The organism is Mesorhizobium zhangyense (assembly GCF_011045115.1).
Taxonomy (GTDB): domain Bacteria; phylum Pseudomonadota; class Alphaproteobacteria; order Rhizobiales; family Rhizobiaceae; genus Mesorhizobium_M; species Mesorhizobium_M zhangyense.
The window spans coordinates 16,614-40,725 of record NZ_JAAKZG010000005.1 but is presented as its reverse complement, the minus strand read 5'-3'; the positions used below and the strand labels follow the sequence as shown (position 1 = coordinate 40,725).

Annotated in this window: 25 protein-coding genes; 12 read left to right on the top strand and 13 right to left on the bottom strand. The window is 62.8% G+C overall.

From position 1 onward, the window contains the following. The first annotated feature begins 1 nt into the window (after position 1). From ftsY to G6N74_RS12950, 5 genes are all read left to right on the top strand, one after another. Positions 2–1,978: a signal recognition particle-docking protein FtsY gene (ftsY, locus tag G6N74_RS12970; protein ID WP_205826675.1), complete on the top strand. Its 1,977-nt coding sequence runs from the start codon at positions 2–4 to the stop codon at positions 1,976–1,978. A 60-nt stretch (positions 1,979–2,038) separates the two neighbouring features. Further along, entirely contained in the window at positions 2,039–2,686 is a 648-nt protein-coding gene (locus tag G6N74_RS12965; protein ID WP_165117953.1) for a septation protein A, read from the top strand. A gap of 26 nt (positions 2,687–2,712) precedes the next feature. Then, a complete protein-coding gene (locus G6N74_RS12960; protein WP_165117950.1) occupies positions 2,713–3,327 on the top strand; it encodes a pyridoxamine 5'-phosphate oxidase family protein in 615 nt (204 codons plus the stop codon). A gap of 16 nt (positions 3,328–3,343) precedes the next feature. Further along, a complete protein-coding gene (locus G6N74_RS12955; RefSeq protein WP_246245755.1) occupies positions 3,344–3,883 on the top strand; it encodes an NADPH-dependent FMN reductase in 540 nt (179 codons plus the stop codon). A gap of 177 nt (positions 3,884–4,060) precedes the next feature. After that, the gene (locus G6N74_RS12950) at positions 4,061–4,225 is read left to right on the top strand and encodes a YjiS-like domain-containing protein (RefSeq protein WP_165117946.1); all 165 of its coding nucleotides are present in this window, start codon (positions 4,061–4,063) and stop codon (positions 4,223–4,225) included. Positions 4,226–4,292: 67 nt separating this feature from the next. Here G6N74_RS12950 and G6N74_RS12945 read toward each other — a convergent pair whose 3' ends face one another. The 6 genes from G6N74_RS12945 to ccmA form a co-directional block, all read right to left on the bottom strand. After that, positions 4,293–5,333: a DUF2332 domain-containing protein gene (locus G6N74_RS12945; protein WP_165117944.1), complete on the bottom strand. Its 1,041-nt coding sequence runs from the start codon at positions 5,331–5,333 to the stop codon at positions 4,293–4,295. A 9-nt stretch (positions 5,334–5,342) separates the two neighbouring features. Beyond that, a complete protein-coding gene (locus tag G6N74_RS12940; protein WP_165117942.1) occupies positions 5,343–6,227 on the bottom strand; it encodes a bile acid:sodium symporter family protein in 885 nt (294 codons plus the stop codon). Between the two features lie 318 nt (positions 6,228–6,545). Continuing rightward, the gene (locus tag G6N74_RS12935) at positions 6,546–7,127 is read right to left on the bottom strand and encodes a DsbE family thiol:disulfide interchange protein (RefSeq protein WP_205826674.1); all 582 of its coding nucleotides are present in this window, start codon (positions 7,125–7,127) and stop codon (positions 6,546–6,548) included. Next, positions 7,124–7,294: a heme exporter protein CcmD gene (gene ccmD, locus G6N74_RS12930; protein ID WP_165117940.1), complete on the bottom strand. Its 171-nt coding sequence runs from the start codon at positions 7,292–7,294 to the stop codon at positions 7,124–7,126. The genes G6N74_RS12935 and ccmD overlap by 4 nt, the downstream gene beginning before the upstream one ends. A 153-nt stretch (positions 7,295–7,447) precedes the next feature. Beyond that, entirely contained in the window at positions 7,448–8,113 is a 666-nt protein-coding gene (gene ccmB, locus G6N74_RS12925; RefSeq protein ID WP_165117938.1) for a heme exporter protein CcmB, read from the bottom strand. Between the two features lie 246 nt (positions 8,114–8,359). Beyond that, on the bottom strand, positions 8,360–8,974 hold the full coding sequence (gene ccmA / locus G6N74_RS12915; RefSeq protein ID WP_165117934.1) for a heme ABC exporter ATP-binding protein CcmA: 615 nt from the start codon (positions 8,972–8,974) through the stop codon (positions 8,360–8,362). Between the two features lie 286 nt (positions 8,975–9,260). On the opposite strand from ccmA, the gene acnA reads away from it, so the two are divergent. Next, complete coding sequence (gene acnA, locus G6N74_RS12910) at positions 9,261–11,951, top strand: aconitate hydratase AcnA (protein WP_165117932.1); 2,691 nt, start codon at positions 9,261–9,263, stop codon at positions 11,949–11,951. 327 nt (positions 11,952–12,278) lie between these two features. Here acnA and G6N74_RS12905 read toward each other — a convergent pair whose 3' ends face one another. Both G6N74_RS12905 and G6N74_RS12900 read right to left on the bottom strand, forming a co-directional pair. Beyond that, positions 12,279–13,196, bottom strand: coding sequence for a TolB family protein (locus G6N74_RS12905; protein ID WP_312857871.1), 918 nt, complete (start codon positions 13,194–13,196; stop codon positions 12,279–12,281). A gap of 28 nt (positions 13,197–13,224) precedes the next feature. Beyond that, complete coding sequence (locus G6N74_RS12900) at positions 13,225–13,902, bottom strand: ceramidase domain-containing protein (RefSeq protein WP_165117930.1); 678 nt, start codon at positions 13,900–13,902, stop codon at positions 13,225–13,227. A gap of 192 nt (positions 13,903–14,094) precedes the next feature. Between G6N74_RS12900 and G6N74_RS12895 the strand changes: the two genes are divergently transcribed. Beyond that, entirely contained in the window at positions 14,095–14,859 is a 765-nt protein-coding gene (locus G6N74_RS12895; protein WP_165117928.1) for a DUF1223 domain-containing protein, read from the top strand. 460 nt (positions 14,860–15,319) lie between these two features. Beyond that, the gene (locus G6N74_RS12890; RefSeq protein WP_119814261.1) at positions 15,320–15,706 is read left to right on the top strand and encodes a DUF2794 domain-containing protein; all 387 of its coding nucleotides are present in this window, start codon (positions 15,320–15,322) and stop codon (positions 15,704–15,706) included. 5 nt (positions 15,707–15,711) lie between these two features. Here the strand turns inward: G6N74_RS12890 and G6N74_RS12885 are convergent, their stop codons facing one another. The 4 genes from G6N74_RS12885 to G6N74_RS12870 all read right to left on the bottom strand — a co-directional run bounded on the left by G6N74_RS12885 (position 15,712) and on the right by G6N74_RS12870 (position 20,894). Beyond that, positions 15,712–16,281 carry a GNAT family N-acetyltransferase gene (locus G6N74_RS12885; protein WP_165117926.1) on the bottom strand — a complete coding sequence of 190 codons (570 nt, stop codon included), beginning with the start codon at positions 16,279–16,281 and terminating at the stop codon, positions 15,712–15,714. Positions 16,282–16,392: 111 nt separating this feature from the next. Then, complete coding sequence (locus G6N74_RS12880; RefSeq protein ID WP_165117924.1) at positions 16,393–17,172, bottom strand: Bax inhibitor-1/YccA family protein; 780 nt, start codon at positions 17,170–17,172, stop codon at positions 16,393–16,395. A 230-nt stretch (positions 17,173–17,402) separates the two neighbouring features. Continuing rightward, on the bottom strand, positions 17,403–19,952 hold the full coding sequence (locus G6N74_RS12875) for an ABC transporter permease (RefSeq protein ID WP_165117922.1): 2,550 nt from the start codon (positions 19,950–19,952) through the stop codon (positions 17,403–17,405). 240 nt (positions 19,953–20,192) lie between these two features. Further along, positions 20,193–20,894, bottom strand: coding sequence for an ABC transporter ATP-binding protein (locus G6N74_RS12870; RefSeq protein ID WP_165117920.1), 702 nt, complete (start codon positions 20,892–20,894; stop codon positions 20,193–20,195). A gap of 64 nt (positions 20,895–20,958) precedes the next feature. On the opposite strand from G6N74_RS12870, the gene G6N74_RS12865 reads away from it, so the two are divergent. Together G6N74_RS12865 and thpR are read left to right on the top strand one after the other, a co-directional pair. Beyond that, entirely contained in the window at positions 20,959–21,603 is a 645-nt protein-coding gene (locus tag G6N74_RS12865; RefSeq protein ID WP_165117918.1) for an arylesterase, read from the top strand. Positions 21,604–21,714: 111 nt separating this feature from the next. Further along, positions 21,715–22,308 (top strand): RNA 2',3'-cyclic phosphodiesterase, encoded by a 594-nt coding sequence (thpR, locus tag G6N74_RS12860; RefSeq protein WP_165117916.1) that lies wholly within the window; start codon positions 21,715–21,717, stop codon positions 22,306–22,308. Here thpR and G6N74_RS12855 read toward each other — a convergent pair. Next, positions 22,215–22,730 carry a low molecular weight protein-tyrosine-phosphatase gene (locus G6N74_RS12855; protein ID WP_165117914.1) on the bottom strand — a complete coding sequence of 172 codons (516 nt, stop codon included), beginning with the start codon at positions 22,728–22,730 and terminating at the stop codon, positions 22,215–22,217. The genes thpR and G6N74_RS12855 overlap by 94 nt on opposite strands. Positions 22,731–22,921: 191 nt before the next feature. Here G6N74_RS12855 and G6N74_RS12850 point away from each other — a divergent pair, with 191 nt between their 5' ends. Beyond that, positions 22,922–23,275 carry a YkvA family protein gene (locus tag G6N74_RS12850; protein ID WP_091915914.1) on the top strand — a complete coding sequence of 118 codons (354 nt, stop codon included), beginning with the start codon at positions 22,922–22,924 and terminating at the stop codon, positions 23,273–23,275. A gap of 262 nt (positions 23,276–23,537) precedes the next feature. Beyond that, positions 23,538–24,068, top strand: coding sequence for an invasion associated locus B family protein (locus tag G6N74_RS12845; RefSeq protein WP_376767710.1), 531 nt, complete (start codon positions 23,538–23,540; stop codon positions 24,066–24,068). The last annotated feature ends 44 nt before the right edge of the window (positions 24,069–24,112 follow it).

Below are 24,112 nucleotides of genomic sequence, written 5' to 3'. Positions count from 1 at the left end.
CATGGCATTCGACTTCATCAAGAAAGTCTTCTCCTTCGGCCGCAAGAAGGTCGAGGAGGTCGAGCCCGAGCCGGTGGAAGAGCAGGCAGCGCTGCCTGCAACTGAGGCGGAAGTGGCTGCAGCAGAAGCGCCCGTAGCGCCAGCTGAGGCAGCACCTGCCGAGCCAACCGAAACTACGTCTGTCGCGCTGGAGGCCGAAGCCCCACCCGCGCCTGTCGAGGAAACTTCGACTGCCGCTCCTATCGACGAGGAAATCCTGACAGAGCGCCCAGCGCTTCCCGATTTCCTGCGGCGTGAAGAGGCGGAAGAACCGCCTGCTCCTGCCGAACCAGAGCCGACGACGCAGCCGGAGCCACCGGCACCTGAAGAGCCTGCACCTGCACCCGAAAAGCCAGCACCCGCCCCTGTTCCGGCAGAGCCTGAACCCGCCGTCCCGGCACCAGCTCCAACACCTGTCGAGCCAGAACCAGCTCCGGTAGAGCCTGAGTTACAGCCTGTCGAGATTCCGGCACCAGCCGAACCAACGCCCGAGCCGCAGCCAGCGGTTCCGGAAGAGGTTTCCGCACAACCGGACGAGCCTGCGCCAATTCCGGCTCCGGTCGAAGTTCCAACGCCGCCGACAGAACCGACGCCCGAGCCACAACCTGCCCCGCAGGAAGTGCCGCCGCAACCAGCAGAGCCGGTACCCGCGCCTGCGCCCATAGAGATTCCTGCGCCCGCTCCATCACCGGCGGAGCCCGAACCTGCCCTGGCACCCGTGGAAATTCCGGTTCGCTCGGATGAGCCGGAACGCGAACAGGCGAGCACGACAGACGAAGTTGCTGCTATCGACGCCGAGGCACCCCTACCTCCCGGTGATGAGGAAGAACTCGCTGCACCCGCAGCCGAGATTTTCCCGCCGCTGCGCCAGCCGGAGCCGGTCGAGACCGACCCTCTGCGCGATGAAATCGCCCCCGAGCCGACCCCGCTGCCGACGCCACCGCCTGCCCCGGGCAAGGTTACCGTCACCAAGAAGGTCGAGCAGAAGGCCGAGCCGGTCGCACCCGCCGCGCCCGAACCAAAACTGTCGTGGTTCCAGCGTCTGCGGCAGGGCCTGTCACGCTCGTCGAAGGAGCTTTCCGGCAGCATCGCCGGGGTCTTCACCAAGCGCAAGCTGGATGAGGAGACGCTGGAGGAGCTGGAAGACGTGCTGATCCGCGCCGATCTCGGCATGGAAACGGCGCTGCGCGTCACCGATGCGCTGGCTTCCACCCGCTACGGCAAGGATGTATCGGACGCCGAAGTCCGCGCCATTATGGCCGTCGAGATCGAAAAGGTGCTGAAGCCGGTGGCGATGCCGCTGGAACTCGACCTGTCGCACAAGCCGCATGTCATTCTGGTCGTCGGCGTCAATGGCACCGGCAAGACAACCACGATCGGCAAGCTCGCGGCAAAGCTGACCGATGGCGGTCTGTCGGTGATGCTGGCCGCCGGCGACACCTTCCGTGCCGCGGCGATCGAGCAGCTGAAAATCTGGGGCGAGCGCACCAACTCGCCGGTCGTCGCCTCGAAACTCGGCGCGGATGCCGCAGGCCTTGCCTTCGATGCCTTCGTGAAGGCGAAGGAGGCGGGCTCCGACGTGCTGATCATCGACACCGCCGGGCGCTTGCAGAACAAGGCCGAGCTGATGGCCGAGCTGGAAAAGATCGTCCGCGTGCTCAACAAGCATGACCCGGAAGCGCCGCACACCGTGCTGCAGACGGTCGATGCCACCACCGGCCAGAACGCCCTCAACCAGGTCGAGATCTTCCGCAACATCGCCGGCGTCAACGGGCTGGTCATGACCAAGCTGGACGGCACGGCGCGCGGCGGCATCCTCGTGGCGATTGCCGCCAAGCACAAGCTGCCGGTCTATTTCATCGGCGTCGGCGAACAGGTCGACGACCTCGAACCATTTTCCGCAAGCGATTTTGCCAAGGCGATCGCTGGAGTAGCTTAGGAAGCACGATCCCAAAAAGTTGCAGACTTTTTTGACAAGATCATGCGTAAGAAAGAACCCATGAACGAACCCGTATTCGAACGCGACCCCGCCGACCCCCGGAAGAAAGAAGTCAACCCGCTGCTCAAGCTGGTGTTGGAGCTCGGGCCGCTGATGGTCTTCTTCTTCGCCAATGCGCGCGGCGAGTGGCTGGTTGAAAGATTCCCGGTGCTGGGCGATTTCGGCGGGCCGATCTTCGTCGCCACCGGCCTGTTCATGATTGCCACGGCGATTGCGCTGATCGCCTCATGGCTGCTGATGCGCACATTGCCGATCATGCCGCTGGTGTCGGGCGTCGTCGTTTTCATCTTCGGCGGGTTGACGCTCTGGCTCCAGGACGACGTCTTCATCAAGATGAAGCCGACCATCATCAACACGCTGTTCGGCGTGACGCTTCTGGGCGGGCTTCTGTTCGGCAAGTCGCTGCTCGGCTATGTCTTCGATTCGGCCTTCAAGCTCGACGCCGAAGGCTGGCGGAAACTCACCTTGCGCTGGGGCCTGTTCTTTCTGTTCCTGGCCGTGGTCAACGAGGTGGTCTGGCGAAATTTCTCCACTGACACATGGGTTGCCTTCAAGGTCTGGGGCATCATGCCGATCACGCTTATCTTCACTTTCAGCCAAATGCCGCTGATCATGCGCCATTCGCTGGACGAGCGAATCAGGAAATAGATCTTTTCAAAGGGGGCAAGGGCGTCATGGAGTTCATCGAAACCAGCGAGGATTTGAGAAAACTCTACAAGGCGCCCGGCGACGGCGCGGTGCGCAAGGAGTTGCGCGCGCTCGACGGCCATTCCAAGGGCTTTTTGGGCAAGAGCCCCTTCGTGCTGATCGGCTCGTCGGACGGCGAAGGCAATGCCGACGTGACGCCGAAGGGCGACAAGCCCGGCTTCGTCGAAATCCTCGACGACACCACCATCGCCATCCCCGACCGCCCCGGCAACAACCGGCTCGACACGCTGGAAAACGTCGTCCGCAACCCCGCCGTCGGCCTGCTGTTCCTCATTCCCAACATGAACGAGACGCTGCGCATCAACGGCACGGCCAGGATCACCGCCGACAACACGCTGCGCGAGCGGCTGGCCGTCGATGGCAGGCCGCCGATCAGCATCATGGTCGTCTCGATCAAGGCAGTTTACATGCACTGCGCCAAGGCCTTCATGCGCTCCGAATTGTGGAAGCCCGAAAGCTGGCACGACCGCGCCACCCTGCCGACGCTGGGCCAGATCCTGCGCGACCAGCTCGCGCTCGCCGACAGCGCCGATGCCACCGACAAATGGCTCGACGAGAGCTACAAGAAGTCGATGTGGTGAGCGGCCGGCTGGCCTCATGCACATCCTCGGCATCTCCGGCAGCCTGCGCTCCGGCTCCGGCAACAGCGCGCTGCTGCGAGCAATGCACGACAACACACCGCCGGGCTGCCTTCTATCGATTTATGACGGCATCGGCGCACTGCCGATATTCAATCCGGACGAAGAAGGCAAAAGCACGCCGGCCGAGGCAAGGCGCCTGATCGAGGCGGTCGCCAGCGCTGACGGCATCATCGTTGCCTGCCCGGAATACGCCCATGGCGTTCCCGGCGGCCTGAAGAACGCGCTCGACTGGCTGGTTTCCGGTGAGGCCGCGGTCGGCAAGCCGGCCATGCTCGCCCATGCCTCGCCGCGCTCGCTGTTTGCGCGGGCGGCCTTGCGCGAAATCCTGAAAACCATGTCCTTCGATCTTTTCGACGGCGCCGAGCTGGAAATCGGCCTGCTCGGCAGGAAGCCGGAGGAGTTCGACGCCATCCTGCAGCGGCCGGAAACGCGCGATACGATGCGCACGACGTTCACGGAATTCCAGGCTTTCATTCGCCGTAATGGCGAAAGGTAAAAGCAGGCTTCGCAAGGCTCTCAACCGGCAAGCACCTGTTAACCAGGCATGCAACCATTGCATTGGTGCGATGCAACACTGAATGTTGCAATGCAACATAATCGTGCCAATCTATAGTCCATCAGGGAGGAACAATCTAACGCCGCTGAAAGCGGCAGTCCGAAAGGGGACCACTCCATGATCAACTCATTCATCACCAATGCGAAGTCCAGAATCGCCAAGCGCCGCCGCTACAACAGCCTCGTCGCCGAAATCCAGAGTCTGACGCCGCGCGACCTCGCCGACATCAGCGCCAACCGCAGCGAAATGCTTCATCACGCCTACCAGGAAGTCTACGGCTGAACCGTCTCACGCCGACCGTCCAGGCAATCTGAAAAAACCCGTCGACCCGAGTGGCCGGCGGGTTTTTTCATAGCCACTCGATCCAGCGGCCATGATAGTCGCATCTGGCAAGATGCCGCGTCTCGCCGTCCGGCCATAGCGTCAGGCTCAGCGTCGCGTATTTGTCGGTGGTAGACACAGGCTCCATGCGCAGCCACACGATCGGCGCGCCCAGTGTGGCGGCGCGGCCCGCCTCTTCCAGCGCCGCCGCTATCACCGCCTTCGTCGCACTCGGCATGTATTGCCACATGATCGAGTGAAACAGCACGAAGGTTTCCCCCGGCGGCCTTGATGCCAGCCGGCTTTTCACGAAATCGGCCGCATCGGCCTTTTCCAGAGAAAACGGCGTTGTTTCGGCAACCGAAATCGCCGCGTCGATCCGCTCCAGCCGCGCCGTCTGGTCGGCCCAGATATAGGAGCGCAAGCGCAGCCGGTCGGCATCGAGGCCGATATCGACGGGCGCGATGTCGCTGCCATTGCGTGACACGATTTTCAGCGTGCTTTCGAGCGGCACCGGCTTTCCGCGCATGTCGGGCGCGAGCCGCACCGGCGATGCCGGATCGCCCCACTCTACATCGCCATAGCGGTAGAAAAACCGGTCGAACAGGAGATTGAGCGCAGCACTCGATCCGATCTCGTGAAGCGCCAGCGGCAGGCCGGTTTCGCTGGCGATCGTCAGGAACCCCGGCAGAAGCATGCCGGAGCGCGCGATCTCATTGGTCTGCGGTGCACTTGCCAGCGCTGCCAGCAGCCGGTCGTCATTGCGTGAAATCGCTTCCGGCAGCGCAGCCGCAATTGCCGCCTCGTCGGCCTCGTTCGGCGGATAGATGGCGGCGAGTCGGCCATCCGTCCCGGAAAGTACCAGCGCATGCAGCCCGCCGCACAATCTCAGCGACAGCGCGTCTTCTCGCGTATGACCTTCCCAGTCGAGCACGCGCGCGCCGGTCCTGGTGCTGCGATCGAGCACGACAGACAGCGCCCGGCTTAGCCTGCCCGTAAAGGGCGAGCCGAGCGCGTCGCAGGCGGCGGCCTGGTGGACAAAATGCTCCCGGATCGCCGCTTCCTTCATTCTCGCCTTTCAGCCGGCGGTCGTCACCGGCACAGCATGCTTGCGCTTCAGCCACGCACCGAAGATGGCAGCGGTTATGAAGGCGATCAAGCCGTAGATAGCCGCCGGAATGGCCATGGTCGCATTGTTGAGCAGCACTGGACTAAGCGCGATGGCAATCGCCAGCGTGCCGTTGTGAATGCCGATCTCCATGCCGATCGCGGTCGCCTGCCGCCTGTCGATGCCCGCCAGGCGCGGCCCGAAATAGCCGACGGCGAGGCTGATCAGGTTGAAGACGAGCGTGGCAAGACCGACAATCGGCGCCCATGTCACCAGCGTATCCCACTCCTGGATCAGCGCGACCAGCACGACCGCGAACAGGAACACCGCCGAGAGGATTTTCACCGGCTTCTCCAGCCGGTCGGCGAGGCCCGGAAATTTGCTGCGCAGCCACATGCCGATCAGCACCGGCCCGAGCACGATGACGAACACCTGCATGACCTTGGAGAATTGCAGCGGAATGACCTTGCCCTCGCCAAAAAACTGGATCAGCGAAAAATTGACGATGAGCGGCAGGGTGAACAACGCCAGCGCCGAATTGATCGCCGTCAGCGTGATGTTGAGCGCTACATCGCCGCCGGCGAGGTGGCTGTAGAGATTGGCCGAAGTGCCGCCCGGGCTTGCCGCCAACAGCATCATGCCGACAGCCAGCGCAGGCGACAGGCCGAACGCATAGATCAAACCAAGGCAGGCGATCGGCAGGATCACGACCTGGCACAGCAGCGCCACCACCACCGCCTTGGGATGCTTCAGCACATTGCGGAAATCGGCGACCGTCAGCGAAAGCCCGAGGCCAAGCATGATGACGCCGAGCGCCAGCGGCAGAAAGATTGCGAGCGCGGAACTATCCTGCATTTTGACTCCCCCCTTGTTGCGAGCCGTTGCCCGGCCCTGTTGCAAGGGAAGTTAAGACATCAAGGGAGTATGTCAAACGCTATGGTTGTGGTGAGTGTGTGAACTTCGCCCTCGCCAAGACCCCTCTCCGTCTCGGCTTCGCCGAGCCACCTTGCCGGGGCGAGCCGCGGGTCTCGCCCGTCCTTCGGCCCCCCCGCAAGCGGGGCGAGGAACCGGAGCCCGCCGAGATCGCGACTTTGCAGAACTTGGGTTCCTCGCCCCATGAAATGGGGAGAGGTGGCTCGGCGAAGCCGAGACGGAGAAGGGAAATCTTCGGTTCTACCGCGCCGGCGCTGCCAGCGCCTTCTCGATTTCCGGCAAAAGCACCGTCTGCGCCGATTGCACCGTGATCGGGCCGGTGTGCTTGAAGGCGATCTTGCCGTCCTTGCCGATGACGAAGGTTTCAGGGACGCCATAGACGCCCCAGTCGATAGCCGAGCGGCCGGCATCGTCGGTGCCGATGGCGCTGTAGGGATTGCCGAGATCGCCGAGAAAGCGCCGGGCGTTTTCGGATTTATCCTTGTAGTTCAGCCCGGCGATCGAAAAGCGCTTGTCCTGCGACAGCGCCATCAGCACCGGATGCTCCTCACGGCACGGCGCGCACCAGGAGGCAAAGACATTCACCAGCGTGACCTTGCCGGCAAACGCGCTCGATTCGAGACCCGGCAGCGAAACGCCTTCCAGCGGTGGCAGTTTCGTTTCGGGCGCCGTCTCGCCGATCAGGGCCGAAGGCACCACCGCAACGTCGCGCCCTGACAGTAGCTGCATCAGGAAGATACCGGCAAGCAGCAGGAAAATCACCAGCGGCAGAAGCGCCAGCAGTTTGCGCCGCGGCTTTTGCGGTTCGGCTTGCAGCGTCATTTCGCTTTACCGGTGCGGTCGGAGCGCCGCCTTGCACCGCTCGCCTCGAGCTCGGCCATCTCGCGCTGACGCGCGCGCTGGTCGGCGATGATCCAGAACACCAGTCCGGCGATCACCAACACCGAAATGCCGTAGGCTGCCGAAACATACATGTCATGCACGCTCATGACCGCCTCCGATGCCGGAAAGCCGGGCGCGTGGACAGTATCGCGAAAGAATATGGGCGCTGCTGGCTCATCGCCGTTACATAGCCGCGCTGCCGCTTGGCCGCAATCGACCTAAAGTGCGACGAATGCGCGATGACCGGATCGTGATGGGGTTCAATCCGCGCCCCAGCGCAGCGCCAGCGCCGCCGCAACCGGCCCGACGACCGCCAGAAACAGCGTCAGCGCGCAAAGGATCAAAAATGGCGGCAGGAACGGGTCCGGCTCGGCGACTGCGCCATAGCTTGCCGAAACGCCGAAGATCAGCACCGGAATGACCAACGGCAGCACCAGCACCGACACCAGAAGGCCACCGCGCGGCAGCGCCACGGCAACGGCCGCACCGGCAGCCCCAATGAAGGTGATGGCCGGCGTGCCGACCAGCAGCGTCAGTGCGGCGGCCCCAATGCCCAGCGGCTCCATGTTCATGAACAGGCCGAGCAGCGGGGCAGCGATTACCAGCGGCAGCACGCTCGCCGTCCAGTGCGCCAGGCATTTCACGAAGACGGTGAAGGCCAGCAGGTGGCGGTCGTTGGCCAGGATCAAAAGATCGAGCGAACCATCCTCGCGATCGGCCTGGAACAGCCGGTCAAGGCCGAGCAGCGAGGCCAGCAGCGCCCCGATCCACAGGATCGCCGGACCGATGCGGGCCAGCAGGTTGAGATCCGGGCCGACGCCGAAGGGAATTGTCGCAATGACGGCCAGGAAGAACAGCACGCCCGTCAGCGCCCCGCCACCGGCGCGGATGCCCAGCCTGACATCGCGGAGGTAGAGGGCTAGCATTGGGTGGCTTCCCGCCGGGGTGCGATGGCGTGATGTCGTTCAGGTTGTAGCCCTACGTTGCCCCCCTCTGTCCTGCCGGACATCTCCCCCACAGGTGGGGAGATTAGGCTGTCATCGACGGTTTCCTCAATCTCCAGCTCTGCAGAAGAGGGGCCGACATCACCACCGCTGATCTCCCCACCTGTGGGGGAGATGTCCGGCAGGACAGAGGGGGGCAACGTAGGGCGCAAACGTCCATAATGGAGGTTAAGCATCCTGCTCTCCCCCCATCCTCAAGGCCTGTACCCCCTCCAGCCCCAGCGGCAGATGCGTCGCCGCCACAATCATCCCGCCATCTTCCAGATGAACCTTCATCAGCTCGGAAAACTGCACTTCCGAGGCCTTGTCCAATCCCGCCGTCGGCTCATCCAGCAGCCAGACCGGGCGATGGCTGACCAGCAGCTTGGCGATCGCCACGCGCCGGCGCTGGCCGGTCGACAGATAACCGAAAGGCAGATGGCCGATGGTTTCGAGCCCGACCATCTCCAGCGCCTCCATCGGCTCCAGAAGCGCCCGCCCGAAGAAATCCTGCCAGAAGACGAGATTTTCCGTCACCGTCAGCGCCGTCTTCATCGCGTTCTCATGGCCGAGATAGTAACAGGCCGAGCCGAGCATCGGAAATTCCTCGCCACCACCCTCGAGCCCGACCGCGCCCTCCGACACCGGCAACAGGCCTGCGACAACGCGCAGCAGCGTCGACTTGCCGGCGCCGTTCGGGCCGGTCACGACCAGGCCTTCGCCCTCGCCGAGCGTAAAACCTATGCCCGAAAACACCGTTTCGCCGCCGCGTTGCCCGCCCAGATTTTCGGCAATCAGCCGCATTGCTCCCCCGTCATCGGAATATTCCTAGCGGCCAATGTGCGTCGCAGCAAATTTGCCCAAAACCGGTCTAGAACTATTCCAGAAAATTCTCTATATGCCACCCAACCACACCAGCGGTCGGTGCGGTAAAATGAATTTGCGCCGAACCAGCGCACGCGCCGCCTTGAACGGCTCGGGTTGCTTGGGACCGGACAGCGGAAATGGCCGTACCCGCACCTTTGCGCGTGATTGCATGCCCATCGGAGTCCGTTCCCTTTCAGGCTGAACAGACAAGGATGGATCGCACGTGTCCAAATCACTAGACAGTTTCAATTGCCGCCGCACCCTGACCGCAGGTGGTGCCGAATATGTATATTACAGCCTGCCCGAGGCCGAGAAGAACGGCCTGACCGGCATTTCCCAGCTGCCCTATTCGATGAAAGTGCTGCTGGAAAACCTGCTGCGCAATGAAGACGGCCGCTCCGTCACCAAGGAATCGATCCAGGCCGTCGCCGGCTGGCTCACCGACAAGGGCACCGCCGGTGTCGAGATCGCCTACCGCCCGGCCCGCGTGCTGATGCAGGATTTCACCGGCGTTCCCGCCGTCGTCGACCTTGCCGCCATGCGCGATGCCATGGCCAATCTCGGCGGCGACCCGCAGAAGATCAATCCGCTGGTTCCGGTCGATCTGGTCATCGACCACTCCGTCATTGTCGACGAATTCGGCACGCCGCTCGCCTTCGCCCGCAATGTCGAGCTCGAATATGAGCGCAACCAGGAGCGCTACAAGTTCCTGAAATGGGGCCAGCAGGCGTTCCGCAACTTCCGCGTCGTTCCGCCCGGCACCGGCATCTGCCATCAGGTCAACCTCGAATATCTCGGCCAGGTGGTCTGGACCAACGCCGAGGACGGCGAAACGACCGCCTACCCCGACACCTGCGTCGGCACTGATTCGCACACCACCATGATCAACGGTCTCGGCGTTCTCGGCTGGGGCGTCGGCGGCATCGAGGCTGAGGCTGCCATGCTTGGCCAGCCGGTTTCCATGCTCCTGCCGGAAGTCATCGGCTTCCGCCTCACCGGCAAACTCAAGGAAGGCGTCACCGCCACCGACCTCGTGCTCACCGTCACCCAGATGCTGCGCAAGAAGGGCGTCGTCGGCAAGTTCGTCGAGTTCTTCGGCCCCGGCCTGTCCAACATGACGCTGGCCGACCGCGCCACCATCGGCAACATGGCGCCGGAATATGGCGCCACCTGCGGCTTCTTCCCGGTCGACGGCGAGACGATCCGCTACCTCAACACGTCCGGCCGCACCGAGGCCCGCATCGCACTCGTCGAGGAATACTCCAAGGCTCAGGGCATGTGGCGCGACAGCGGCTCCGCCGATCCGGTCTTCACCGACCTGCTCGAGCTCGACCTCGGCGAGGTCGTGCCGTCCATGGCCGGCCCGAAGCGTCCCGAAGGCCGCATCCCGCTCGAAGGCATCGCTGCCGGCTTCGCCAAGTCGCTGGAGACCGAATACAAGAAGACCGTCGACCAGAACAAGCGCTACGCCGTCGAAGGCACCGACTACGATCTCGGCCATGGCGATGTCGTCATCGCCGCGATCACGTCCTGCACCAACACCTCCAATCCGAGCGTGCTGATCGGCGCCGGCCTTCTGGCCCGCAACGCCAATCGCCTCGGCCTCAAGCAGAAGCCGTGGGTGAAGACCTCGCTCGCGCCCGGTTCGCAGGTTGTCGCCGAATATCTGGAAAAGTCGGGCCTGCAGAAGGAGCTCGACCAGATCGGCTTCAACCTCGTCGGCTTCGGCTGCACCACCTGCATCGGCAATTCCGGCCCGCTGCCGGCGCCGATCTCCAAGACCATCAACGACAAGGGCCTGATCGGCGCTGCCGTTCTGTCCGGCAACCGCAACTTCGAAGGCCGCGTCTCGCCCGACGTGCAGGCGAATTACCTCGCCTCGCCGCCGCTGGTCGTTGCCCATGCGCTGGCCGGCACCGTCACCAAGGACCTCACCACCGAGCCTCTCGGCGAGGACCGCGACGGCAACCCAATCTACCTCAGGGATATCTGGCCGAGCTCGGCCGAGATCCAGGAGTTCATCGAGAAGAACGTCACCCGCGAGCTGTTCGCCCGCAAATATGCCGACGTCTTCAAGGGCGACGAGAACTGGCAGAAGGTTCAGGCACCGAGCGGCCAGACCTACACCTGGGACGACGGCTCGACCTATGTGCAGAACCCGCCATACTTCGTCGGCATGGGTGCTCGCCCGAAAGCGATCGGCAAGATCGAGGGCGCCCGCGTGCTCGGCCTGTTCGGCGACAAGATCACCACCGACCACATCTCGCCGGCCGGTTCGATCAAGGCAGCCTCGCCCGCCGGCAAGTACCTCACCGACCATGGCGTCGGCGTTGCCGACTTCAACCAGTACGGCACGCGCCGCGGCAACCATGAAGTGATGATGCGCGGCACCTTCGCCAACATCCGCATCCGCAACCACATGCTCGGCGAAAACGGGCGCGAGGGCGGCTACACCATCCACTACCCGTCCAAGGAAGAAATGCCGATCTACGACGCGGCGATGGACTACCGTAGGGAAGGCGTGCCGCTGGTGATCTTCGCCGGCATCGAATACGGCAACGGCTCGTCGCGCGACTGGGCGGCCAAGGGCACCAACCTGCTCGGCGTGCGCGCGGTGATTGCCCAGTCCTTCGAACGCATCCACCGCTCGAACCTGGTCGGCATGGGCGTCATCCCCTTCGTCTTCGAGGAAGGCACCTCCTGGGCCTCGCTCGGCCTCAAGGGTGACGAGACGGTGACCATCGACGGCCTGGAAAACATCAAGCCCCGCCAGAAGATGGTGGCCAAGGTCACTTACGGTGACGGCACGGTCAAGAATGTGCCGATCATCTGCCGCATCGATACGCTGGACGAGCTTGATTACTTCAAAAACGGCGGCATTTTGCAGTACGTTCTGCGCGATCTGGTCGCCTGACGGCATAGCCCGACGCAACCGTCGAAATGAAAAGGCCCGCGATGATGTCGCGGGCCTTTTTGCTTGCGGGCTGCGACCTTCTCTTCGTTCACGGCAGGATGATCACATATGACACGGCCGACCCCCTCTCCGTCTCGGCTTCGCCGAGCCACCTCTCCCCATTTCATGGGGCGAGGAACCCAAGCCCTGACGGGTGGCGACCTTGCAGAACCCAGGTTCCTCGCCCCGCTTGCGGGGAGAGGTGGCTCGGGCAAAGCCCGAGACGGAGAGGGGTCGAATTCTTATGCGGTAGGGGAAGTCTACGCCGCCACCAAGACCTGAAACGATCTAACCGTACCTCGGATACCGCACATAGGCGAAGAACCGCGAATCGGGCGACCAGGAATTGACGTTGATCGTGCCCTGCCCGCCATGGAAAGCGTCGAGGTCACGGGCGTTCCTTCCCTCCGGGTCCATCATGCGCAGGATCACGTCGCGGTCGGCGGGATGTCCCGTCGTGCCTTGGGGATAGCTGAGATATACCACCAGTGAGCCGTCCGGCGACGGATGCGGAAACCAGTTCACCCGCGCATCATGCGTCAACTGCTCCAGCCCGCTGCCATCGCGGCGCATGCGGAAGATCTGCGCATGGCCGGGCCTCTCCGCCGCCGCTTCGGAGTTGAAATAGATCCATTCTCCGTCCGCCGAAAATTCCGGTCCGTCCACAGGACAGGCGCCGTCGGTGAGAAAGACATCGCCGCCGCCCGCAGCCGCCATCGTGCAGATCCAGGTCGTCGCCACGCCCTCGGGCGTGCGGTCCATGCCGACATAGGCCAGCGTCGCGCCATCGGGCGAGATGCCATGCAGATAGTGACGCAGGCCCCGCTCCGTCTCCCGGGAAACTCTTGTGGGTATCCCGCCAGCAAATGGCAGGACGTAGAGATGGCCGTCATAAGCGGTGACGAAGATGCTCTGCCCGTCGGGCGCGATCACGTGATCGTTGTTGAGGTTTTCGACCGGCGCGCTGTTGATGCGGTGCGGTCCGTCGCTGCCGTCGAGCGAGATCCGGAACAGGCGTCCGTCGCTATTATAGACCAGCCATTTTCCGTCGGGCGTCCAGTTCGGCGCCTCGATCAGTTCGCCGCTGTCGTAGACGACGCGGGACTGCCCGCCGTCGCGGTCGATCACCGTCAGCTCGCTGAAATGACCGGCCTTGAGCCGTCGCGCCCTCGCGTCGGGGCGCATGCTTTTGCTGGATGCTTTCACCGCTGAATATCCTGATGTCGAGATGGAGCTATCGTGGTGATGTCCGATGCAAACCACCATACTTCGCGACGGCCATCAACAGCACGCCCAGCATTAGCCCATTGAGGATGTGCCACAGGAAGTGCGTGCCAAGCGGAAACGTGTCGCACACCACGGGATCGATGGCGCGGAAGGTGACCGACGCGACGAAGATCGCCGCCGCTGCCAGATTGTACCAACCTGCCGGCTTTCCATGCCAGACCACCAGCAAACCAAAGAAGATCAGGGCCAGGAACGGCGGCAGATAGCCCGTAGAGCCGTTCGAGGCCAGCCGCAGCCAGTCGGGCACCATGAAGGTTAGAAATCCGACCACCGCATAGAAGCCCACAAAGATCGCGATCGACTTCGGCCAGCCGAAGCCGAGAAAGCGGCGCAGATTCAGAAGCGTATAGGCAAGGGTGAAGCCGGCAATCGGCAGAACGTCGGCCCAGATCGTCAGCCGGTTGGCGAAGGTATGGAACAGTGCCGAGCCGATGCCGATCGCCACGGCCCACCAAGCCAGCACTTCGGCGAATGTGCCGGTGTCGCGCCTACGCACTTCCCGCACACCCCACAGGCCGGCGAGCACAAAGGCCAGATTGGTCAGCGCATTGGCCGGCTCCGCCCAGAGTTCCGGGCCCAATCTTTCGCAGTAGAGATCGACATGATCGAAAAGGGTGTTAGGCATTCTCGAAAGTTCTTGGCTGGAGCTTCAATATCTTGACGTTAGCCCTGGCACCTTTACCACTCGTTACAACACTAAAAGGGCGCATCCAGGTCAATGTGTCACCGCAACGTGACTTCCCGTTGATTGTCGCACTGCCTATTGTTTCGGCAATGAAAAACCCGGCCAAAGGCCGGTGGGGATTGTGGAACGACCATGGAATTGCGTTTTTTCTCTCGGCTGGCGGTGGTAGCGCTGGCGATGCCGGCCCTCACGGCGGCGGCAACAGCCGATGGCACGCGGCCTCTAGGTGTGATCGAGCTGTTCACCAGCCAGGGCTGCAGTTCCTGCCCCCCGGCGGATGCCCTGTTCGAAAAATTTGCCACCAAGGGTGACTATGTGGCGCTCGCCTATCATGTCGACTACTGGGACTATCTTGGCTGGCGCGACACGCTCAGCAGCCCCGACAGCACCGACCGCCAATACGCCTATATGCGCTCCTTCGGGACACGCTCCGTCTACACACCCCAGGCAGTGATAAACGGGCGCATTCACGTCAACGGCGCCAAACGTGACGACATACTGGATGCGTTCGACGAACTGAACAAAGCCGAGCAAGGCCTCAGCGTCGACGTGAGCGTCAAGCTTACCGGCGAAAGCCTGGTCATTGAAACGGGATCGGCGGCGAGCCAGAGCTCCGCCAAGGCCCATGTCGTTCTGGTCTATTTCGATGCGCCGCAGGCAATTGCCGTGCCCCGGGGCGAGAACAAGGGCCGCACGGTCACCTACGTCAACGCCGTGTCAGATATCCAGAGCGCCGGGATGTGGCACGGGAAGGCCGCCAGATACGAATTGCCGGCAACCAAGATCGCCACCAAGGGCGGCTTTGCCGTGCTGCTCCAGGCAGTCGGCAAGGATGGCATGCCCGGGCCCGTCCTGGGTGCCGCCATCTACCGCAAGTCGGATGGCAACCGCATCTGACGGATTTGTATTGCTCAGGCGCTATCTGAAGCGGCCGGCGGGATACTTCTTCGCAAGCCGAATGCGGCTGCCACCGGCATTCTGCCAACAAAAAACCGGGGCCAAACTGAGCTGACACCGGTTCCAATTTATTTGGGATCGTCGCACTCAGCCCCCTTGGGAAGCTGAGGTTGGTTCGATCCGACTCTGACCCGTGGGCGGGGGGCTTGGGGTTTACAGGCCGGTGCCGGACCGAACCGTCTCAGGCAACACCCGCAAAGTCGACTGACATTGAGGCGGCAGCTTGTGCAAAAGGTGTCAGAAATGTGGCAGCGTATCACCTATAAAAACAGAGTGTACGGATTTGTTACAGGAACCCGGCTTGATTCTACCCTAGGGCGTATTCGAGCAGCAGGGCTTGCTTTTCACGGGCGAAAGCGCGACTCTCTTGTCGCCAAACTGTCACGGAAGGTTAAGCTGCATGACCGATCGCGGAGGTGGAGCGGAGGATGGGCAGGAATCAGCAATATTGATTCCCCTTCACGAGGCCAGGCGCGAGCGGCAGGAGCTACCGGTTTCCTTCGAGAGGCGTGAGCTCGAGCAGATTCTTCGTCTGTATGGCCGGATGGTCGCCGCAAACGAATGGCGCGACTATGCCATAGACCGCCTTCCCGACCGCGCCGTATTCTCGGTATTCCGGCGCGCCAGCGAGACACCGCTGTTCCAGATCGTCAAGAACCCGAAGCTCGCCCGCAAGCAGGGCGCCTTCAGCGTCGTCGCAGCCGGCGGCCTGATCCTCAAGCGCGGGCATGAACTTGCCCGCGTCCTCGGCGTCTTCGACAAGACGCTGAAACTCGTAGAAGCTTGATTTCGCTACGCTTTTCCGCGGAATTTCCGCTCCGGCAGCGAGTCCGGATCGGGTTGCAGCTCGGCACCACCATTCATCGGAAACTGCATGAACACCGTGTCGAGCCAGCGGCCGTGCTTGTAGCCTGACCCTTCCAGCCTGCCTGAATGGATGAAGCCCAGTTTTTCGTGCAGCCTGACGGACGGGCTCTGCGGCGAGCCATCGCCGATCACGGCGATCATCTGCCGGAAGCCGAGCGCGGTCGCTTCAGTGATCAGCCGTTCAAGCAGCGCCCGGCCGACGCCCTTGCCCTTGGCTTCGGGCGCGACATAGATGGAATTCTCGACGATGAAGCGGTAGGCCGGACGGGCGCGGAAGGCCCCTGCATAGGCATAGCCGATGATTCGGCCACCCTCTTCGGCAACGATATAGGGATAGCCGTCGGCCCGCAGATTGGCGAATCGCTCCCCCATTTCAGCACGCGAGGGCGGCTCGAGTTCGTAGCTCGCAGTGCCATGATCGACCGCGTCCGCGTAGATCACCGTTATCGAATCGAGGTCGGAGGGCTCTGCCGCCCGGATATTGATGCTGCTCATAATTTACGCACTCGAACTGACATGCACGAATAAAAGCAGGCGTCGAGACAAAAGAAAAGGGCGGCCTTTTGGGCCGCCCCGGTCTTGTTGATGGTCCAGCGGTGGTCGCGATTACTCGCGGTTGCCGAGGAACTGCAGCAGGAAGGTGAACAGATTGATGAAGTCGAGATAGAGCGTCAGCGCGCCCATGATGGCCTTGCGGCCGGAAACGAGCACGTCGTCGCCGTCGAAATACATCTCCTTGATCTTCTGCGTGTCATAGGCGGTAAGGCCGGAGAATATCAGCACACCGATCGCCGAGATGGCGAACTGCAGGGCAGGCGACGCCAGGAAGATGTTGACGACCATGGCGATGATCAGGCCGAACACGCCCATCACCAGGAAGGTGCCCATGCCGGTCAGGTCACGCTTGGTGGTGTAGCCGAACAGCGACAGCGCGCCGAAGGCGGCGGCGGTCACGAAGAAGGTCTGCGTGATGCTCTGCGCCGTGAAGACCAGGAAGATCGACGACAGCGACAGGCCCATCAGGCCGGCGAAAACCCAGAACGCGGTCTGCGCGCCGGAAACACTCATCGACTGGATACGGGCGCTCAGGAAGAACACCATGCCGAGCGGAGCGAGCATGACGACCCACTTCAGCGGTGAGCCATAAAGGGCCACGCCGAGGCTGGTCAGCATCTTGCCGTTGGCAAGTGTGGCGACAGCGGTCGCCGGATCGTTGGTGGTCGCCATCATCATGGTGGCGAGAGCGGCCACACCGGTGATTGCGAGCCCAAGCGCCATAAGGTTGTAAACCTTGAGCATGTAGGCGCGCAGGCCCTCGTCGATGACGCCGTCGGCGCGGGTGCCCGCGTTCGCGACATGCGTCTGATAGTTGCGAAGGTCAGCCATTGATTTCCTCTATTGCTTCTGCCCCGTCGGGTGTCAGGTTCAAATGAACCCAGGCGCCGCTGGCGGGACTCCAGCATGCCTGCGGCAAATATGATGATTCTTTTTGACGAGAACAAGACCCGTTACACGCCGCAATGCCTCGTGATTGCAGGAAATGGCCAAAAAATACCCTTTTTTGCCATCAGGACTAGCGGCGCCTAGCTCCTTCGATCGATTGACAGGCCGACCCGCTACAGATTCCGCAGCACCGGCGCTGCCTTGTGGCCCAACACTCTCCAGGTGCCGATAAGACCGATGCCGACCGTCACAGTGAGCGCTATCAGGATCGTTGCCACCGCCACCTCGGGTAGAAAACTCGACGGCAGCGTCATGATTCGTGCGACAACAAACCACGCCGCAACGCCGCCGGCAGCGAGCGCGAAAACCGCCGTCGCCAGACCGATCAGCATATACTCAAGCGAGAAGGCTGCGATCAGCGTCCGCCGCGTCGCGCCCAGCGTCTTCAGCACGACGGCATCGTGAACCCGCGCCCGGTTGCCGGCAGCGAGTGCGCCGGCCAGCACCAGCACCGAGGCTATCAGCGCCACGCTTGCCGCCGCGCGGATCGCCGTGCCGAGCTGGCCGACGATGCGGTTCACCACCTCCAGCGCGTCCTTGACGCGCACCGTGGTCACGGCGGGAAAGGCGCGGGTGACGGCATTGAGCAGCCGCGTCTCCTCGGCGCTGTCGGCATTCGGCGTCAAAAGCGTCGCCAGCCAGGAGTGCGGCGCACCGGCAAATGTGTTGGGCGAAAACACCATGACAAAATTGATGCCCATCGATTCCCACTGAACTTCGCGGAAATTGGCGATCTTTGCCGTCACGTTGCGACCAAGTACGTTCACCGTCACCGTATCGCCGAGCTTCAGGCCAAGCTCGCCGGCTTCTTCCGCCGCGAACGACACCAGCGGCTCGCCCGAATAATCCTCCGGCCACCACGTGCCCGCACTCAACGTCGAGTTTTCAGGCTGGTTCTTCGCATAGGTCAGGCCGCGATCACCACGCAGCACCCAGGCGCCGGCCGGCGGCACCGTCAGCTTCTGCACGTCGACGCCGTTCAGCGCCATGACGCGGCCGCGCAGCATCGGCACCCGCACCAGCTTGCCTTCCGGTGCTTCCTTCTCGACCAGTGCCGAGAACGCATCGACATCCGTGCTCTGGATATCGACGAAGAAGAAATTGGGCGCCTGTTTGGGCAGGCTGCCGGCGATCTGCTGGCGCAGATTGCCGTCGATCAGCGCCAACGTCACCAGCAAGGTCAGGCCAAGGCCGAGCGACAGCACCACCGACGGCGTCAGTGCGCCGGGGCGATGAATGTTGCCGACAGCCAGCCTGAGCGCCGTAGAGCGCAGGCGCGGGCTTTTCCTGGCCAGCCACTGCACACCGACGCCGACGCTACGCAGCACGATAAAGGCAAAGATCGTCGCGCCGACGAAGATCGCGGCGATGCGCCGGTCGCCCGAAAACCATATGGCGAGCAGCGCCAGAAGGGCTGCAATCCCCAGCGCACCTAAGACATAGATGCGGCGTGGCAAGCCACCGCCGCCGAAGCCCATTTCTCGGAACAACGCGGTCGCCGGCACGTCGCGCGCCCGGCCCAGCGGCAGCAGCGCGAAGGCCAGCGTCACCAACAGGCCGAACAGCGCCGCCATCGCCAGCGCGCCGGGATAGATGCCGCCTTCCGCAGGCACCGGAATGACGGACGAAAGTGCGGCACTTGCCGCAAACGGCATCAGCGCGCCGACGACCAGCCCGATGACGATGCCGATGCCGGCGATGATCAGGATCTGCACGAGATAGACGGTGAAGACGAACCCGCCCGAGGCGCCGAGGCTCTTGAAGGTCGCGATCACCCCGCGCTTGCCGTCGAGATAGGCGCGCACGGCGTTGGCAACGCCGACCCCGCCGACAACCAGCGCCGTCAGCCCAACCAGCGTCAGGAACTGCGAGAAGCGTTCGATGTTGGAGGAGAGTGCGGGTGCGGCATTGGTCCGCGTGCGGATGCTCCAGCCGGCCTGCGGAAACTTTTCCGTCGCTTCATCGCGCACGGCGTTTACAGCCGCCTCGCTGCTGCCGTCTGCCAGCCGCACCTTGTAGGCATATTCGACCAGGCTGCCGGGCTGGACCAGGCCGGAGGCGCGCAGGCCGTCCAGCGACACCATCAGCCGCGGCGCGAAGCCGAACCCTTCCGAAACCGCGTCCGGTTCGGTGATGATCTTTGCCCGCAGTTCGAAGGTCGCGGTGCCGAGCATGATACGGCTGCCGATCTTTATGCCGAGCCGTTCGAACAGCAGATCGGAAGCGGCAGCGCCGAACACGCCGTCCTTCTCGCCGAACAGCGCATCGCGCGACAGCGCCGGTTCGGTCACCAGCGCGCCGAACAGCGGATAGATACCGTCGATGGCCTTCACCTCGGCCAGCGACTGGTCGGAACCGTCCTCCAGCCTCGCCATCGAGCGCATGTTGGCGCTTTCCGAAAGCGTGCCCAATCCCTTCAGGTAGGCACCTTCCTCAGTGCTCGCCTCGCGCTGGTTGAGCTGGAAGCGCAGGTCGCCGCCGAGCAGCGACTGGCCCTCATTGGCAACGCCCGCCGTGATCGACCGCGCCACCGAATTGACGCCGCCGATCGCCGCCACGCCGAGCGCAATGCAGGTGAGGAAGATCAAAAAGCCGGAAAACCCACCGCGCATTTCGCGCAGCGAGAAACGGATTGCGAGTTTGAGGGTTTCTTTCGTGCGCATGATTATGCTGCCTCGAAGGAAATCTGGCGGGACGGCGCCCTACGTTGCCCCCCTCTGGCCTGCCGGCCATCTCCCCCACAGGTGGGGAGATTAACAGCGTCCCCGCTATCTCCTTCTCTCCAACGTCGGAGATTGGCGAAATCATTGATGAAGGCTGATCTCCCCACCTGTGGGGGAGATGGCCGGCAGGCCAGAGGGGGGCGCGAAGAAACTCGACGGTGCTCCATACTTCCCGCGCCCTCAACCCGCCGAAACAACAGCAAGCGGCGGCTCGGCTTCGATCCGGCCCGAACGCATCGCCACCTGCCGTGTACAGCGCGCGGCAAGCGAAGGATCATGCGTGACCAGCACCAGCGTCATGCCGCGCTCTTTTGCCTTGGCAAAGAGAAGATCGGCGATCTGCCGCCCCGTCGCCTGGTCGAGATTGCCGGTCGGCTCGTCGGCGATGAGAATGCGCGGCTCCGGCGCCAGCGCCCGGGCAATCGCCACGCGCTGCTGCTCGCCGCCCGAAAGCTCGCCCGGATAATGCGTCACCCGGTCAGCCAGGCCGACCGACGCAAGCTCGCGCTCGGCAATGGCGAAAGCGTCGCGCTTGCCCGCAAGCTCCAGCGGCACGGCGACATTTTCCAGCGCCGTCATGTTGGGGATGAGATGGAAGGACTGGAAGACGATGCCGACATTGCGGCCGCGAAACGCCGCGATCTGGTCCTCGCTCTTGCCGTTCAGTAGCTCGCCGGCAATTCGTACCGTACCCGAATCGACCCCTTCCAGCCCGGCCAGAACCATCAGCAGCGTCGACTTGCCGGAACCGGACGGCCCGACGATCCCGGTGGCCTCGCCCGCGGTCACTTTCAGGCTGACCCCCTTTAGCACATGGACGGACGACGCCCCCGTACCCAAGGTCAGCGAAACATCTTTCAGGTCGATGACGGCTTCTGTCACGGCAAATCTGTCCTATATGGAAATGAAACGGGCAGGAATTTATTCGTCATATGGGCTTTGATACATGGCATTGAAACATCTGACTTTCGCGCTCTTTGCCGCATCTCTTGCCTTTTTCACAGCGTTAGGCCCCGTTTGGGCCGAACCATTCAAGATAGTCGGCTTCGGCGACAGCCTGATGGCCGGATATGGCCTGAACCCCGGCGAGAGCTTTCCCGAAAAGCTTGAAAAGGCGCTACGCAACAATGGTCACGATGTCGTGATTACCAATGCCGGCGTCTCCGGCGACACCACCAGCGGCGGCCTTTCACGCCTCGACTGGTCGATACCCGACGGCACGCAGCTTGTCATACTGGAGCTTGGCGCCAACGACATGCTGCGCGGCATCGACCCTGAGATCGTCGAGCAGAACCTCGACAAGATGCTTGCGCGGCTCAAGGAGCGCAACATTCCGGTGCTTCTGGCCGGCATGGTCGCAGCACCCAATCTCGGCCATGCCTATGGCGAGCAGTTCGGCACGATTTACCCCAAGCTTGCCGAGAAATACGGCGCCACGCTCTACCCGTTCTTCCTCGACGGCGTCGCTGCCGACAAGACGCTGCTGCTGGAAGACGGCATGCATCCCAATGCCGCCGGTGTCGACCGCATGGTCGAACGCACTCTGCCGGTGGTCGAGAAGACGATTTCGGCTGATGCGAACAAATCCTGATCAACCATGTTGATGACAATGTCATCCAACCGACACGACAAACAAACAGCTTGCTCACATTGCGGATCGGTGATTCGCTAGACATCAAGAGTTCGATTCGGGGAGGCAGCGATGCCAAGACTTTTCACCGCCCTCGAAATCCCGCGTGACGCAGCGCTTTCACTTTCTCTGCTGCGTGGAGGTCTGCCGGGAGCCCGCTGGATCGACGTTGAAAACTACCACCTCACTCTGCGCTTCTTCGGCGACATCGAAGGCCACGTCGCCGACGAGATCGCCAATGCCCTCGACCGGGTCCGACGACCATCCTTCCAGATGAAGCTTTCCGGCGTCGGCGCCTTCGGCTCGAAAAAGCCGCATGCGGTCTGGGCCGGCGTACAGACCTCGCCTGATCTCTACGCGCTTCAGTCCGAGATCGAGCGCATCTGCCAGCGTCTCGGCGTCCCGGCCGATCCGCGCAAATTCTCGCCCCATGTCACGCTGGCGCGGCTGCGCAACACCAGCCCGCTGGACGTCGCGCAATATCTTTCGGCGCGCGGCAATTTCTCCACCATACCCTTCAAGGTCGGCCGCTTCGTGCTGATGTCGTCGCGCGATTCGGTCGGCGGCGGACCCTATGTCGTCGAGGAGGCCTGGCCGCTCACGGGTAGCGATTCGCGCTCCAGCCTGTCGGCCAGTGATTCCGAAGCATCGCGGATCATGCGGTAGACATCGCCAAAACCGTCTGCGCCGCCATAGTAGGGATCGGGCACGTCCTTCCCCTTGCCGCCGGCGAAGTCGAGGAACAGATGGACCCTGTCCCGCGCCTCCGGCGGTGCGGCCCGCCTGAGATCGTCGACATTGGAGCGGTCCATTCCTAGGATCAGGTCAAAGCGCTGGAAATCGGCCGACACGACCTTGCGCGCCTTCTGCGTCGAAATGTCGAGGCCGTGGTCGGCCGCGATCGCCACCGAACGCGGATCGGGCGCCGAACCCTGGTGCCAGCCGCCGGTGCCGGCAGAGTCGAGCAGGAAGTCGTCAGCGACGCCGCGCTCGGAAATCACGGCGCGAAACACGCCCTCGGCCAGCGGCGAACGGCAGATATTGCCGAGGCATACGAAAAGAATGGACGTCTGGGACTTTGCGATCATCGTGCCGACACTATGATAAGAACCGACAAGCGATAGCACGGAAGCGCCAAATGGCCAGACGAAAACTTGAGAGCGAGGCCACGCAGACGGCGCTGGGCGGGGCTTAAAGGCTGGCCCCCACCGGTTTTTGACCCCTATCTCTTGCGCAGCCCGTCACGCTTTCCCACATTCCGGGCGACAGGAGCAACGGAATGGCCAAGGCCGGAAATTTCGACACCAACGGTTTGCGCGGCGACGAGAAGCGCGTTCGCGACAGATTCTGGCACACCGCCAAGCGCGCGGCGCGTCATGTCCCCTTCATGGAGGACGTGATAGCCGCCTATTACTGCGCGCTCGACAGCAAGACGCCGCTGCGCGCCAAGGGCATATTGCTCGGCGCTCTCGCCTATTTCGTGCTGCCGACCGACGCCATTCCCGACATCATCTTCGGCCTCGGCTTTACCGACGACATCGCGGTGCTGTCGGCCGCGATTGCCGCCGTGCGCGCCCACATCACCCCGGCGCATCGCCTTGCCGCCAAGGAAGCCCTTGAAGAACTGGACTGACCGGCCGGACGTTGCGGGCAGCGGCGTTGACATCCAGATTGCAGGCTGAAAAGAAAAGTCAAATTCTTGCCGTTTTCGTGGTCTTCAACCACAACCAAGGGACGGTGCCTGCAGGTCTCGACAACGGGGTTTGCATGCGCGAGGCGGTTATACCTTTGGTGGCAATGATCCTTTTTTCAGGGAACATTCACCCTTTGGTAACCCAGATTAAATCAAAATGAACCCAAACGGGCAGGGCGGACCGGCCTGCTTGCGCACCACAATGCGAAATACAGGGAAACCAAAAACAATGCGCCGACTGACTGTCCTTTTATCGAGCCTCATTCTGGTCGCGGGCGCGGCGCCGTCCTTTGCCCAGTCGGCAACCAAGATCGGCCAGCACAATGCCTGGGGCACCTACAGCTACCAGGCCAATAACGGCAAGGTCTGCTACGTGCTCACCGTGCCGACCGACAAGCAGCCGCCCACGCTCGACCATGGCGACATCTTCTTCTTCGTCAGCCAGCGCCCCGGCCAGTCGATCTCCTATGAGCCGCAATTCATCGCCTCCTATGATTTTCAGGCGAACTCCAAGGTCACCGTCACGGTCGGCGACAAATCCTTCTCGATGTTCACGCGCGGAAAATCGGCGTGGGTGGAAAACGCCGCCGAGGAGCCGCTGCTGATCGCCGCCATGAAGGGCGGCGCCGACATGAAGATCGCCGCCAAGTCAGGCCGCGGCAATCCGACCAGCTACGTCTTCTCGCTCAAGGGCATTTCGGCGGCACTGTCCTCGATCGCCACCTGCAAGTAAGCGCTTTACCTTTTCAGCACTTCCAACTGGCCGGGCCGAAGCGC